The organism is Kastovskya adunca, from assembly GCF_059505785.1.
On sequence record NZ_JCACLG010000032.1, the window covers coordinates 20509 to 35522 of the forward strand.

General features: G+C 47.8%; 8 protein-coding genes. 4 read left to right on the forward strand and 4 right to left on the reverse strand.

The window, feature by feature from the left end; translation table 11 throughout:
- A partial coding sequence (locus tag AC5JR3_RS11730; protein ID WP_495846127.1) for an Hpt domain-containing protein occupies positions 1–3626 on the reverse strand: 3626 nt, incomplete at its 3' end.
- A 757-nt stretch (positions 3627–4383) separates the two neighbouring features.
- Positions 4384–4797 (reverse strand): heavy metal-responsive transcriptional regulator, encoded by a 414-nt coding sequence (locus AC5JR3_RS11735; protein WP_495846129.1) that lies wholly within the window; start codon positions 4795–4797, stop codon positions 4384–4386.
- Positions 4798–4876: 79 nt separating this feature from the next.
- Here AC5JR3_RS11735 and AC5JR3_RS11740 point away from each other — a divergent pair, with 79 nt between their 5' ends.
- From AC5JR3_RS11740 to cphA, 3 genes are all read left to right on the forward strand, one after another.
- Positions 4877–5020: a hypothetical protein gene (locus tag AC5JR3_RS11740; protein WP_495846131.1), complete on the forward strand. Its 144-nt coding sequence runs from the start codon at positions 4877–4879 to the stop codon at positions 5018–5020.
- A 541-nt stretch (positions 5021–5561) separates the two neighbouring features.
- Positions 5562–6410, forward strand: coding sequence for a cyanophycinase (locus AC5JR3_RS11745; RefSeq protein ID WP_495846539.1), 849 nt, complete (start codon positions 5562–5564; stop codon positions 6408–6410).
- 597 nt (positions 6411–7007) lie between these two features.
- The gene (cphA, locus tag AC5JR3_RS11750; RefSeq protein ID WP_495846133.1) at positions 7008–9692 is read left to right on the forward strand and encodes a cyanophycin synthetase; all 2685 of its coding nucleotides are present in this window, start codon (positions 7008–7010) and stop codon (positions 9690–9692) included.
- Between the two features lie 251 nt (positions 9693–9943).
- Here cphA and ilvD read toward each other — a convergent pair whose 3' ends face one another.
- Both ilvD and AC5JR3_RS11760 read right to left on the reverse strand, forming a co-directional pair.
- Complete coding sequence (ilvD, locus tag AC5JR3_RS11755; RefSeq protein ID WP_495846135.1) at positions 9944–11788, reverse strand: dihydroxy-acid dehydratase; 1845 nt, start codon at positions 11786–11788, stop codon at positions 9944–9946.
- A 237-nt stretch (positions 11789–12025) separates the two neighbouring features.
- Entirely contained in the window at positions 12026–12604 is a 579-nt protein-coding gene (locus AC5JR3_RS11760; RefSeq protein WP_495846137.1) for a GNAT family N-acetyltransferase, read from the reverse strand.
- Positions 12605–12754: 150 nt separating this feature from the next.
- Here AC5JR3_RS11760 and AC5JR3_RS11765 point away from each other — a divergent pair, with 150 nt between their 5' ends.
- Positions 12755–14938, forward strand: coding sequence for a KAP family P-loop NTPase fold protein (locus tag AC5JR3_RS11765; RefSeq protein ID WP_495846139.1), 2184 nt, complete (start codon positions 12755–12757; stop codon positions 14936–14938).
- The last annotated feature ends 76 nt before the right edge of the window (positions 14939–15014 follow it).

Genomic DNA, 15014 nt, shown 5'->3' on the forward strand with positions numbered 1-15014 from the left:
AAGTCGTTGAGAGACTCCCAGTCGTTGGCTGAGTCGCTAGTCTCCCCAAAGGCAGCCGATTCTAACTCGTCGTCGGGTGCGTCTTCTTCTAGGTCTAAGCCCTCTAAGGAAGCTAGTTCCGCTTCTGGGATATCGAGAGAGAATTCCTCGTCAAAGGCAGAGTCTTCGTTTTCGACTTCCAAAAAGTCGTTGAGAGACTCCCAGTCGTTGGCTGAGTCGCTAGTCTCCCCAAAGGCAGGCGGTTCTAACTCGTCGTCGGGTGCGTCTTCTTCTAGGTTTAAGCCTTCTAAGGAAATAGAATCGTCATCTCCTTGGCTCTCTATCTCATCCTCTAACAGCACTTCGTTGAGACTATCGAAGTCTGCCGCTGTTTCCTCTGGCGTCGCCGTGGTTTCTAAGTACTGTAGTGCTGCAACCTCTGCGTTTTGATCGAAGCCCCACTCTTCATCCAATGCCTCTTCTTGCGCTTCTACAGCCTCATCCCAGTCTAAGACACGAGTGTCGCTTAGGTCGCTTGACCACAGGGCATCTAAGTCTTCCGTTGTCTCAAGTTCCGGGGCAGAGAGTTCGTCTGACGGCAGTTCTAGAGCAGTTTCGTCATCCGTGAGGGACATCAACTCTGAAAGGTCATCTACCTCGTCACTGCCAAAGTCAAGGGATAAATCTGCCTCGTCTTCGCTATCTCCGAAGGACGCTGAAAAGTCGAAGTCATCTTGCGCTAGCTCATCGGCATCATCGCTAACAGATGGTAAGGAGAACTCGTCAAAGTCCAAGCTGCTATCCGGCTCAAACAATTGCTCACTGGCTTCTGTATCGTCGTTAGCGAAAAGTTCGTCAATCGCATTAAAGTCTGCCTCAGGAATGGCATCGGACGACAGCCCGGTGCTGCCGTTTTGGGCAAATTCTGCGCTCGCGTCACTAGTATCTAGCTCGAAGCCAAACAAATCTGCCTCTGCTGCGCTCGCGTCACTAGTATCTAGGTCGAAGCCAAACAAATCTGCCTCTGCTTCTGCCGTCACTTCCGGCTCATTGAGCGCGGTTTCCTCCTCATCAGAGATCAAGGAGTCACTTAAGAGGGCTGTTTCCTCCTCCTCATCAAAGCTTAAGGAACCAATTAAGGTCGAGTCTAAGTCAAACTCAGCCTCCTCTTCGCTCTCAAAGAGGGAATTGCTATCATCCCAAACCAACTCCGGCTCTTCTAAACCTGGCTCTTCTGAGGTGCCAAACAAATCCCAATCTGCCGTCTCTGATTCTGAGGTGATGCCGTTGCTTGTTTCCTCAAACAGTGATGACTCATCCTCCTCGGTAGCCAGAACCTCTCCTAAATCTCCATCTAAGCTAAACTCGTCAGTGCCCACTGTTGAGTCAGCAAACAAATCGTCATCAAAGGATAGGGATAAATCCCCTTGTTCCTCTTCTCCAGAGGTGGATAAATCTGTCTCCCAATCAAAGGATTCACTGGAAGAGTCGGCTTCTGTTGTTTCATCCCATAGCAGTTCCTCACCCAAGCTCAAGTCCGCCTCATCCTCGCTAGAAATATTCAGCAAGTCCTCACTCGGCGTTGTCTCTAATAAGTCAGGTTCTGAAGCTTCTGCTGTCTCATCCCAGAGCAGTTCCTCACCTAAGCTCAAGTCCGCCTCATCCTCGCTAGAGATATCCAGCAAGTCCTCACTCGGCGTTGTCTCTAATAAGTCAGGTTCTGAAGCTTCTGCTGTCTCATCCCAGAGCAGTTCCTCACCCAAGCTCAAGTCCGCCTCATCCTCGCTAGAGATATCCAGCAAGTCTTCCAACTCCGCCACTAACTCCCCTTCTGGAGTAGCTTCTAAGTATTCAGGTTCTGACTGTTCTAACTCATTCAGTTCCAAGTCAGAGTTGGCTAAATCAACCTCAAACGACCCATCACTGTCTAAATCAGTCAACCAATCATCAGAGGCTTCCTCACGGCTAGGAGTTGCGGTTGTTTCTGCCGCATCCTCTAATGACTCGACGGCGAGAAGATCGTCTTCAGCCTCATTGAAGTCACCATCGAAAGACAAGTCGAGTAGATCGTCTGTGGATTGGGCGCTATCAGCTTCCTCTTCAAAGAAGCTGTCACCAAACAAATCAGTTAGATTCTCTGAGTCAGGAACATCCGCTGCGGTTAAATCTACTATCTCATCTTCAAAAAGTAGATCCGCGAACTCATCTGTAGAGCTGAGGAGCATTTCGGCTTCCGGTTCATTAATTCCCTCGCTCATGAGCGGGGTAGCATCTTCTAAGAAGTCATCCCCAAACAAGCTGTTTTCTGAGTTTTGAGGTGCCTCTTCCAAAAAATCATCCCCGAACAGACCCCTGAGTTCATCGGTGGCAGATTCCCTAGGAGCGGTTGGGGTTGGGGTGTCCAAGTCTCCCAGTAAGTCAGAGAAGTCACTTTGTTCGTCACTATCTAAAAAGTCAACCGTATCAATAGTGAAGGGGTTGTCGCTCAGGTTGATGATTTCCTCTTCTTGCCAGGTTTGATCAAGTTCAGGCGCTTCACCTTCAAAGAGATCTGCCAAGCTGTTCAGTTCTGCCATCCCCACTTCTGGCCCGCTCGGATCGGCATTGCGAGATAGGGAGTGCGATCGCGTTGGCTGAGTAGAAGCAGGTGGCGGTGAAGTAGAGAAAATAGCAGCGGTATCGATTTCTTCTGAGAAGGATTCATCGTCGCTGTCTTGGATATAAGTTTCTGTAGTGTAAATAGTTGTAACATTTTGCCCATTACGGGGGGAAAATGTATGAGTTTCTACGGCTTGGGAATCTACAGCGATCGCTTCTGAGGAGACAGAGAAAGCGCCATTTAATACCAGGGCTTTGAGTTCATCGCTGACTGTAATCTCAGCAGCACGGTTTTCCACTACCAGTTCTTGGGCTTGTTTGATGTCTTTGATGACAATCCCAGCCAACTTGCGGTAAGAATTGGTAGGCGTCGCGATCGCCGCAGAGGAAGTGTTGATTAACTCGCACCAAGTCGGCAAGTTAAATTGTTCGCCTAGACGTTCTAAATGCTGGCAATGCTCTTGCAATTGCTGGCGATGAGCTAGACAGTCAGCTTGCTTGAATAGCTGTAACATCTCCCGAAGCTGCACCAGCACATCCCGTTTAAAGGTTGAATGCAGGTTTTTTTCGTCATTCTCAGTCGTTTTGGCATCTGTAGGGGTTGCTTCCGCCGCCGCACCGTTTTTTCCTTTTGCAAGTCCTTTCATATGAGTATTCAGTTCTTGAAAAACTGGCTCAACCCCTGACATGATGCTGTTGGCGACTTCTTTAGTCAGCCCAAAAGGACTTTGCAGGTGTTCGACGAGGGACTGAAGGGTATCAAACACTCGCAACAACAGCGATTCGAGCTGATGATCGGGTTTGACTGGTGACTCAGTCAAAACCTTAAAGTAGTCTTCCAATCGATGTGAGGTTTGCTGAATGCTATCGAGTCCCAACATTGCCGCCCCACCCTTGACAGAATGAGCCGCACGGAAGACTTCATTGAGCATTTCTGTATCTTCTATCGTGCTTTGCAGACTCAGCAAACCCTGCTCGATAGTATTGAGGTGATCTTTTGCCTCCTCAATGAAGTAGCCCATAATTCGCTGCTGTTGTTCCGACTGCATAGCCAGTATCCCTCAAGGAGTTGCGAGTAATGTTTTGGGCACCTGTTCCCTGTGCCCGTCGGTGAGCGGAAACTACACACCAACGCCCTCCGCTCATGTACAAATTTTCTTACGATTGATAGTTTTCAATGTAGCCAATATCTCAGAAATCGACATGGCTATAAGTTACAACAAATTAATAAAGGCAGGGCACCCTGCGTAAGACAACTCTACTCCAGCCTAACTTGAAAGAAAGACTATAAGGATAAAGGATCAAGTTACTTGTAAAAGTTTAAAGTGGACGTTCTACTTCACTGAGATCCTTGCTCCGCGCACAGCCAAGCCATACCCATTCACTTCAACGACTACACAGTCGTGAAGTCGCCACTGGAGAAGTTTATAGAGGCGGTAGCTCAAGCCGGGTTAGAAAATCGGGTTAGGTACCTAAAATCCTGGTGATACTTACAGATTTGAGGTGCCGACTAGTCAATAAAATGGCTAGCGATCGCTTATGTATGAACTACCCCGCCGCTCATGACGAGGTTTCTGAGGCGAAGTAAAGTCTTTCCCAACGGCGGTTAAGGTTTCAGTACAGCCTATCATCGGGGCGATCGCTCCAATTAGATATCCCCGAACTTAGTTTGTCCCTACCTGATGCGAAGGCTTGGTAAAAATACACTAAATTCTTTTCCAGGATAATTCCCACGAGAATTCGGCACATAAACTCATTAATTAAATGAGTGTATATATCGAGTCAGTCATTGACATTCCTAATTTTCTAACTCTGTTCAATGATCGGGCAAATCGTTGACTCAGACTGTTCAGGCGTCATTTGCCAGCCTGAAAGTAGTCCTGATAACTCTTGCCTCAGAATCAGGAGTTGTTGAATTTGTTCGTCAATGGCTCCCACCTTGTCTTGCAGCTTAACTTTTATCTGTTCGCAAGGTAAGTCACCCTCATCGTGAACATCCAAAAATTCTTTGATTTCTAACAGGCTCAATCCCAGGCTCTGGGCACGTTTGATAAAGCTTAGGCGAGCTAAAACTTCAGAATCAAACAATCTAAATCCACCCTCGGTTCTACCTGATGCCGTGAGTAGACCTAACTCCTCGTAGTAGCGAATGGTCTTAATCGGTACGCCGCTTTCCTTGGCAACTAAACCAATAAGTTTTGGCGCTTCTTGAACTAACATACCTAGCTGCTCCTCTGCTCAATAAGATCCCTAACTACATTTTAAACTCTCCAGCGCACTGGAGACACAAGAGGCTTATTTGACAGCAGCCAAGCCCCGCCAAGAGACTCCCAGTACGGTTGTTGTGATTGAAGGTAGCAACTTCGGCAGCAATCGAGGCAATCCCAAATTTTATTTCAGGGTCTATTTGCCAGTATCGAATCCTGAAGTGACTCGCGCCTGAGCGGGACATCAACGGAGGCTAAAGCCACTCTTCGTTCTCTTGGCGGCGATTGAGGAGCTGTTGACATCCTCTCCCTGCTGCCGAAAAACCCTGTTGCTTCAGGCTTCACCCTTGAGACTTTTTCTTTCTCCCCGTCACTCACCAACACTAAAAACAAGGGAGTTTTTCGGTGTGAAAAGTTAGAGAACCCTAAAGATTTTAGAAGCAATTGTTTACAGAATCTGGCATTATTGCAGAAATGATGCGGCTTCAAAGCTAAACGATCGCGCTTTGCTTAAAGTTTCTCCAGGCGGATTCTCAAGAAAAAGACGCAGATGGTTTATTGCTACCGAAGCCGAGACTGCTGGATTTTTGCAGCTAGCAGTCCTTAAACAGACTTCAAGCCTTGACTGGCTTGACAAAAGCCACAGCCTGAGTCGTTAAGGGATGCAGGAGTGTTGCCATGCCGTCAGGACGAACACCTAAATTTTCTGTCTCGTGGTAATCCTCAACAGCCGCAAAAATTAAGTATTGATTTCACCGTATGGCAAAAATCGACATTATGCTGCAGCTAGACTCTCAATTTTCAAGAACTAGGATGCCCCAATCCACAAAGACAGCCATCTTAGTGATCGGCGGTGCAGAAGACAAGGTTCATGGACGTGAGATCCTGCAAACCTTTTTTTGTCGTGCAGGTTCTGGTGATGCTCGTATTGCCATTATTCCTTCGGCATCTCGCGAACCGACGTTGATTGGCGATCGCTATCGCAATATCTTTGAAGATATGGGAGCCAAAGAAATCCAAGTTTTGGATATCCGCGATCGCTCCCAAGCCGAAGATTTCTCTTTCCAGGAATACATCGAACAGTGTACTGGGGTATTCATGACCGGGGGCGATCAGTTGCGGTTGTGTGGGTTACTAGCCGATACGCCGTTGATGGAAAAAGTCCGCACAAGGGCGCATTTGGGGGAAATTACCCTGGCTGGCACCAGTGCTGGCGCAGCGGTAATGGGACATCATATGATTGCTGGTGGCGGAAGCGGCGAGTCTCCCAATCGCTCTTTGGTCGATCTGGCAATGGGACTAGGCATGATTCCAGAAGTGATTGTCGATCAACACTTCCACAACCGCAATCGCATGGCACGGTTAATGAGTGCGGTGGCGGCTCATCCTGACCGCTTGGGGATGGGCATTGATGAAGATACCTGCGCTTTGTTTGAACGAGACGGATTGTTGCTGGTGATGGGTAAAGGAAATGTCACCATTGTCGATCCTGGGGAAATGGTATACACCAACCACTCCGAGATTGGAGCCGAAGATCCCATTAGCCTGCACAATCTCCGAGTGCATATTCTCAGCCACGGCGATTGCTACCACTTGCACAAGCGATCGCTGGTCTCAAACTGCTAAAGTCACAATTTGTTGAGCAAAATGCCTGTTTAGCCCTTGGCCAAATCAGGAAGTTCCTCTGAGTTTAGTTCCTGTCAACTTCTCTCAAGAAATTGTTCACTGAGAACAGTTTGTGTGCTTTTTGAAGATAGAAACTAGATTCAGACTTAATACACCCGGTCAGGAGTGACCTAGCTCAGGCTGAATTCAACATCTGCCAGGGGTTAAGGTCTAAAATTCAAACCTCAGTCCAATACTACTTACCATGAAGTCAGTAACTAGTTTCAAATCAAAGATTTTTCTCTTCTCAAGCACCAAGAGCGGGGTCGAATATACCGTCTCTAGCTATCACCCAACCTAACTCCGGCGCTTCGTTATCCCCAAACACAAGTATTCCCCACTCCCCACTGGCAGTCGTCAAAGAGCACTCACTTTAGCGTCAAAATTCATCAGGTTTTAGGGGATAACCCCTAACTTTTGCCAGAATGCAGAAGAATTTCATTGCCTTATACTGTCAGTTAATTTCCCGCTACCGTTGGGTGGTTAAAGAAATGGCATTGCTACTAAAGCAGTTGCCTTTGCTCGAAGAGTGTGAATCACTATCCTTCATCATCTGCTATGAGAATTCTGAGAATCCAGACGTTACGCGGTCCCAACTACTGGAGCATTCGACGCAACAAGCTCATCGTTATGCGTCTTGATTTAGAGGATCTGGCAGAAAAGCCCTCTAATGAAATTCCAGGGTTTTACAATGGACTCATTGCCGCACTGCCCTCTCTCGAAGAACACTTTTGTTCCCCTGGGGTACGGGGTGGTTTTCTCAGCCGCGTTGCCAAAGGCACAATGATGGGTCACATCATTGAACACGTCGCTCTGGAACTGCAAGAACTCTCAGGGATGCGCGCAGGATTTGGTCGTACTAGAGAGACAGCGACACCAGGAATTTACCAAGTTGTTTTTGAGTACGTAGAAGAACAAGCTGGACGTTACGCCGCCAGAGCAGCAGTACGACTGTGCCAAAGCATTGTTGATACAGGGAGCTATCCCCAAAGCGAATTAGAGCAAGACCTAAAAGACCTGGTACAGCTATCTCGTGATGCCGCCTTAGGCCCGAGTACAGAAACCCTTGTCAAAGAAGCAGAAGCCCGCAACATTCCCTGGATACCTCTGAGCGCTCGTGCCATGATTCAGCTTGGCTACGGCGTCCACCAAAAACGGATTCAAGCCACACTCAGTAACTACTCTGGAATTTTAGGCGTTGAGCTTGCCTGTGACAAAGAAGGCACTAAACAAATCCTCCGTGATGCCGGAGTTCCCGTGCCACGGGGCACCGTGATTCAGTATCTCGACGAGCTGGAAATCGCCATTAAAGACGTGGGGGGCTTCCCCATCGTGATCAAGCCCCTAGATGGTAATCACGGACGTGGCATCACTATCGATATCAATAGCTGGGAAGAGGCAGAGAAAGCCTATGACGTGGCTAGAGATATTTCCCGCGCCGTCATTATTGAGCGCTACTACCAGGGTCGCGATCATCGGATTTTAGTCGTCAACGGCAAAGTAGTGGCAGTGGCAGAACGGGTTCCGGCGCACGTGGCTGGCAATGGCAAGTCTACGGTGGCAGAACTGATAGAGGAAGTCAATAGCGACCCCAATCGCGGCGACGGACACGATAACGTTCTCACCAAAATAGTTGTAGACCGCACCAGCTTATCGCTGTTAGAACGCCAAGGCTACACCCTGGAAACAGTTCTAGAGTCCGGGGAGGTATGTTACCTCCGAGCCACGGCTAACCTCAGCACCGGAGGAATTGCCGTAGACCGCACTGATGATATTCACCCGACAAATATTTGGACGGCTCAACGAGTCGCCAAAATTATTGGTTTAGATATTGCTGGTATTGATGTAGTCACACCAGATATTACCCAACCCATACGAGATGTCGATGGCGTTGTTGTGGAAGTGAATGCTGCTCCTGGCTTCCGGATGCATGTCTGTCCCAGTCAGGGTTTACCCAGAAACGTTGCCGCTCCCGTCCTAGAAATGCTGTTTCCCTCAGGACAACCTAGTCGGGTACCGATTTTGGCGATTACGGGAACGAACGGCAAAACTACCACGACTCGATTGATTGCCCATATTTACCGTCAGACGGGACAGGTTGTTGGCTACACCACCACTGATGGTATTTATATCGGTGAATATCTAATCGAAAAAGGCGACACTACTGGTCCTCAAAGCGCCCAGGTGATTCTTACAGACCCCACAGTTGAAGTGGCTGTGCTAGAAACCGCACGGGGTGGAATTCTTCGTTCAGGTTTGGCGTTTGAGACTTGTGATGTTGGGGTGGTCTTGAATGTGGCAGCCGACCACCTAGGACTTGGGGACATTGAAACGATTGAGCAAATGGCGCACCTCAAGAGTGTGGTGGCAGAATCGGTCAGTGCTAAAGGGTATGCTGTGCTGAATGCGGATGACCCATTGGTGGCAGCAATGGCAGATCGCGTGCAAGGTCAGGTCGCCTATTTCTCGATGCATCCCGATAACCAGCTAGTTTGCAAGCACACCCAGCAAGGCGGCTTGGCGGCGGTGTATGAGAACGGCTATCTATCGATTTTGAAGGGAGATTGGACGCTACGGATCGATCAGGCGGTGAATATCCCGGTGACGATGTCAGGACGCGCTCCTTTCCAGATTGCCAATGCTCTGGCGGCGAGTTTGGCCGCCTTTGCTCAAGGGGTATCGATTGAGGCGATTCGCTCTGCTTTAGGCACCTTCCGGGCATCTGCAAGTCAGACTCCAGGGCGGATGAATCTCTTTAACCTCGGTCATTACCATGCCTTGATTGATTATGCTCACAATGCGGCTAGCTATGAAGCTTTGGGGGGTTTTGTCAACAATTGGCCCGGTGAGCGAATTGGTGTGGTGGGAGGCCCCGGCGATCGCCGAGATGAAGACTTCATCGAACTGGGTAGACTTTCTGCTAAGTTCTTTAACCGTCTGTTCATTAAAGAAGATGATGACTTGCGCGGTCGTGCCAGTGGTGAAGCCGCCGCGTTAATTAGTAAGGGCATCGAGCAGGTCAATCCTGATTGCCGTTATGAAGTGATCCTGAATGAAGTTGAGGCGGTTAATACAGGTTTAGACCAAGCTTCTGAAGGCAGCTTGGTGGTCATCTTACCTGAATCCGTCAGCCGTGCCATCAGCCTGATTGAGGCACGTCACCCTCAACCGGAGAACGGCTTTCAGCCAACTTCTGTAGACAGGCAAGTGGGGGTACAAACCTCAGTGGTAAATCAGGCGTAGTTAGAAGTTAGAGGAAAAAATACAGAGCGGGGGTAATACTCTCGCTCTTTTTTCAACAGGATATTGGTAGATAAAAGTACAGTCAATTTTCTCTACTGTGTTGCCGCAGTGGATAGAATCCTGGGATTTAGGTGCAGGATTTGACAACACCTATGCGATCGCAATCGGTTAATATCGCCATCTGTTAGTTAATCCAACCCAGCAGGCAGCCATTAAGAGGCTTCTGGTAGGGTTGTGTCTGCGTATTTCTCTTACTCCAGCATTTCCAGGTTTCGTACCGCGCCTTGATCCGCGCTAGTCGCCAGCAGTGCATAAGCCTTGAGCGCCGCACTCACCCGACGCTGCCTCTGCTGTGCAGGCTTCCAGGCATCTTTGCCCTTCGCTTCCATTGCCACACGACGGTTGGCTAATTCCTCCGCCGATAGCTCCACATTGATGCGGCGATTGGGGATGTCGATCAGGATGCGATCGCCGCCCTGAACCAGCGCAATATTGCCGCCCGCCGCTGCCTCCGGGGAGGCATGACCAATCGAGAGTCCTGAAGTCCCGCCGGAGAAACGACCATCGGTTAATAATGCACAAGCCTTGCCCAGACCCTTGGATTTAAGGTAACTGGTTGGATAGAGCATTTCCTGCATACCCGGCCCACCGCGCGGCCCTTCATAGCGAATAATTACCACATCGCCCGGTTCCACCTCATCGTTGAGAATTCCTTTGACAGCGGCATCCTGACTTTCATAAATCCGTGCCTTGCCTTCAAACACATGAATGCTTTCGTCTACGCCTGCCGTCTTCACAATACAACCGCGCTCAGCCAGGTTGCCGTAGAGTACAGTCAGTCCGCCCTCGGTGCTGTAGGCGTTTTCGACACGGCGAATACAGCCGTTTTCTCGATCCAAGTCGAGGGAGGGCCAGCGGGTCGATTGGCTGAACGCTTGCTGAGTTGGAATCCCCGCCGGGCCAGCTTTGAAGAAGGTGTGGACGGCTTCGTCATCGGTACGCATGATGTCCCAGTGAGCGATCGCTTCTTTGAGCGTCTGACTGTGGACTGTTGGCAAGTCCGTGTGGAGCAGTCCGGCACGATCCAGCTCACCGAGAATAGCGGGGATACCGCCCGCCCGGTGGACATCCTCGACATGATACTGGGGGGTGTTAGGTGCCACCTTGCAGAGTTGTGGTACCTGACGCGAGAGGCGATCGATGTCGGTCAAGGTGAAATTGACCCCGGCTTCATGAGCAGCAGCCAGTAAGTGCAGAATGGTGTTGGTGGAGCCGCCCATGGCGATATCCAGCATCATGGCATTCTCGAACGCTTTGAAACTGGCAATAGAGCGTGGCAGTACCGATTCATCGTCCTGCTCGTAGTAGCGGCGGGTAATGCTGACAATGGTTCGCGCGGCGTTGAGAAACAGATCTTTACGGTCGAAATGGGTCGCTAGCGTGGTGCCATTGCCGGGTAAGGAGAGACCAATCGCCTCGGTAAGGCAGTTCATGGAGTTGGCGGTGAACATACCGGAGCAAGAGCCACAGGTTGGGCAGGCGGAACGCTCATACTCTTCGACTAGCTCATCGCTGATACGGTCGTTCGCGGCAGCCACCATGGCATCCACTAGATCCAGTTTGTGTTCCGAGAGCTTCGTCTTGCCCGCTTCCATCGGGCCACCGGAAACAAATACGGCAGGAATGTTGAGACGCAGGGCTGCCATCAACATACCGGGGGTGATTTTGTCACAGTTGGAAATGCAGACTAGGGCGTCGGCACAATGGGCGTTGACCATGTACTCGACTGAATCGGCGATGATCTCGCGCGAGGGCAGGCTGTAGAGCATCCCGTCATGACCCATGGCGATGCCATCATCCACGGCAATGGTGTTGAATTCCTTGGCGACACCCCCGGCGGCTTCAATTTCACGGCACACCAGTTGTCCCAGATCCTTTAGGTGAACGTGTCCGGGTACGAATTGGGTAAAGGAGTTGGCGACGGCAATGATTGGCTTCTCGAAATCCTCGGTGTGCATTCCGGTGGCTCGCCAGAGAGCGCGGGCCCCGGCCATATTGCGTCCCTGGGTGGAGGTTTTGGAGCGATAGGTCGGCATGGCGCATCCTATTCGTCTAAAGGTTCTTAATAGTCTAAACGGTTGTGTCGCAACAACAGGTCAATGGTAAGTGGGAAAGCCTACTCCTGGGATTTTATGATGAGTGCGGAGCGGGAGGGCAAGGATAGGCACAGTTTTTTGCAATATTCTCAAGGCTCAGCACACTCAAGCTCCACGAGTGATCACGGTGGACAAGAATGCTGCCTACCCGGTCGCAATCGATATAAAAAAAGCTGTTTAAGGAGCCTTGGCTAAGGATTTACGCATTTCGATGTGGGGGATACCTGCTTCTTCAAACACTTCCCCTTGGGGGACAAACCCTAGTTTTTCGTAGAATGGTTGCACCGTAAGTTGAGCGTGGATTTTCACCACTGACACTGGCTGCGATCGCAAAACACAGAGGGCTGTTTCCATGATTTGTCTACCTAAACCGCGTCCTCGGTAGTCGGCTACTACCGCAACTCGCTCAATTTTGACGAGGCGATCGCTAATATACCGCAGGCGTGCGGTGCCCACAGGCTGCCCGTCTAAATACAAAACAATGTGTTGAGCTGCCTCATCTTGACCGTCAAATTCTAGGGCGGGATCGACTCCTTGCTCTTGTTGGAACACCGTCTTCCGCACCCTTTGAATGGCGTCTAGCTCATCGGCGTAGGTGACAACTTTCAGAATGCGATCGCTCATGAGTCGGCAGCCTCCTAATACCAAGTTGTATTTCAAAGATAGTAGAGCCGTTGCATGAAAGATGGTGGGATGTCTATCTTTCTTCCACGAGAGGACTCCCGTCACACCTATGCAGCAAAGTTTCTGTTTCATTCCTTAGAACTAGGGTGTTATCCCTCACTTCTGACATTGAATACATAGTTGGATGGCTTAGGTTACTAGTGAGGAACAGTCCCAAAGTGCTAGTCAGCCTCTAGAGCAATTTTCGAGAGCTAGAATTATTCTTGGTGAATTACAAGAGTGATGATGTTTCCAGATAATCCAGTATTAGATCCCTACCTGGACAAGTTTAATCGATTCCCGTTTTCTCAGCGGATCGCTGAAGTCATATCATCAAGGCATGATTCAAGCAGCATTGTGATTGGTATTTATGGTGCTTGGGGTGAAGGCAAGACAACTGTTTTTAACTTCATAGAAAAGATTCTTGAAAAGGATTCAAATATTGTTTGTGTTCGTTTTAATCCTTGGTTCTTTAGAGATGAAGAAAAGCTACTTTTAAGTTTTTTCCAGACATTAGCAGATGCTTTAAAGCGAAAGTTGACGACGAGAGCGGAAGATATTGGAGGATGGCTTGCAAAATCTGGGGAGATTCTTGCACCTTTATCTTTGGCTGATCCCACTGGGGCTGTTCGAGGCTCTGGTCAAATTTTTGAAAAGTTAGGCAATCTTTTTTCTCAAGTCAAGCTAGAAGAAAATAAAAAGCGTATTGAGAAGATACTTGAAGAAGAAAATAAACGACTTGTAATATTCATAGACGATATTGATAGACTAGACAAATCTGAAATACAAAGTATCTTTAAGCTTGTGAAGCTTTCTGCTGGCTTTAAGAATACTACTTACCTTTTGGCTTTTGACGAAGAGAAAGTTGCATCAGCAATTTCCGAGAAATACGGTTCTGGAGATTTAGAAGCAGGACGTAGCTTTCTAGAAAAAATTATTCAAGTACCGTTGACTCTGCCACAGGTAAGCTATGGTTCTTTGCAGAAATTTTGTTTTGAGTGTGTTGATGAAGCTCTAAAAAATATCAGTTTAGAGTTGACCGAAGAGGATGTTAGAAGATTTATTAAATGCTTTTCGGAAGGATTAGCAATTCAACTGAAGACACCAAGAGTAGCCCAGAGATATGGTAATACTATCACTTTCTCTATTCCTCTTCTTAAGGGGGAGGTAAACATAGTTGACTTATTACTTATTGAAGGAGTTAAGGTCTTTTATCCTAAATTGTACAGTTCTATAAAAGATAAGCCGAGCTATTTCCTTGGTCAAGTTTTAGACCAAGGTGGAAATTTTGAACAAGTCAAGAATATGGTAATTGAGTATATTGAGCAAAGTATTTCTGATTTAAGCCAAGAAGCTCAGATATATGCAAAAAATTTATTAAAAGAGTTATTTCCTCACCTTACTGGAGTACTAGGAAATATTCATCATGGCTCAGATTGGCAAATAGAGTGGACTCAGCAAAAACGTATAGCATCTTTAAAGTATTTTAAAAGATATTTTGCGTATAGTATTCCTGAAGATGACATTTCAGATCAAAATTTACTGGTTTTCTTGAATCAACTGGAGCAAGCTGATGGCAGCAGCATCAGCAATGAAATTAAAAGAATTACAAACTATCAAAGTTCAAGTACAGACTCATTTCTTGCTGAAATTTTCAGAAAAATTTATCAATTATCAAATTTGGCTTCTCAAAACTTGGCTCTAGCTTTAGCAGAAATGGGAAGTTATTTTCCGAAACCTGAAACACTGTACTCTTTTGAGAGTGCCTTTAGTAGAGCGGGAATTTTGGTTAGCCACTTGATCCAAAAGATTGATGAATCAGATAAGAGGCTCATTCTTGCCAAACAGGTTCTGCAAATTGCAAACCCCATTTGCTTTGCGCCTGAATGTTTTAAATGGATACGGGCAAGTAAGAAAGATGATGAAAAGGAAGATAGCGAAGATCTATTTTCTGAATCTGATATTAGTGTCCTTGCAGAAGTGGTTATCCATAGAATTAGGGATGTAGCTCAAGAAAAAGCTATTTATCTTAACTCTCCTGAAAGTACCCGTGAGTTACTTAGCTTTTGGGCGTCTTGGTCTTCAAAAGAAGAGACTAATAACTATCTGAGAAGTTGCTTTGAGCAAGATCCTAATAGTGCTGTTGATTTTATCAAATGCTATATTCCAACAGTTTGGTCAATGGGTATGGAACCACCTTATCGTGTAGGACTACCTTCCAAAGGTACACTTAAACGAAACACTTATGATGCAATTGTTTCTGTTGTTGATGCTGAGTTATTAATAGAAACTCTCAAAAAGGTGTATGGGAATAAATTAAATTCACCTGGATTTGAACGCCAGAATGATCATCAGTCAGTGGAGGAGGTGGCAGCATATCAGTTTGTTTATATCCATAATAAAGTTTTGGCAGATGACGCAGGCTAACACTGCGTTGGTGCGGACGAACGGAGTTTACTGATGGGCATTCGAGGTTATCTGCCGCCGCACAATTTCACCATTA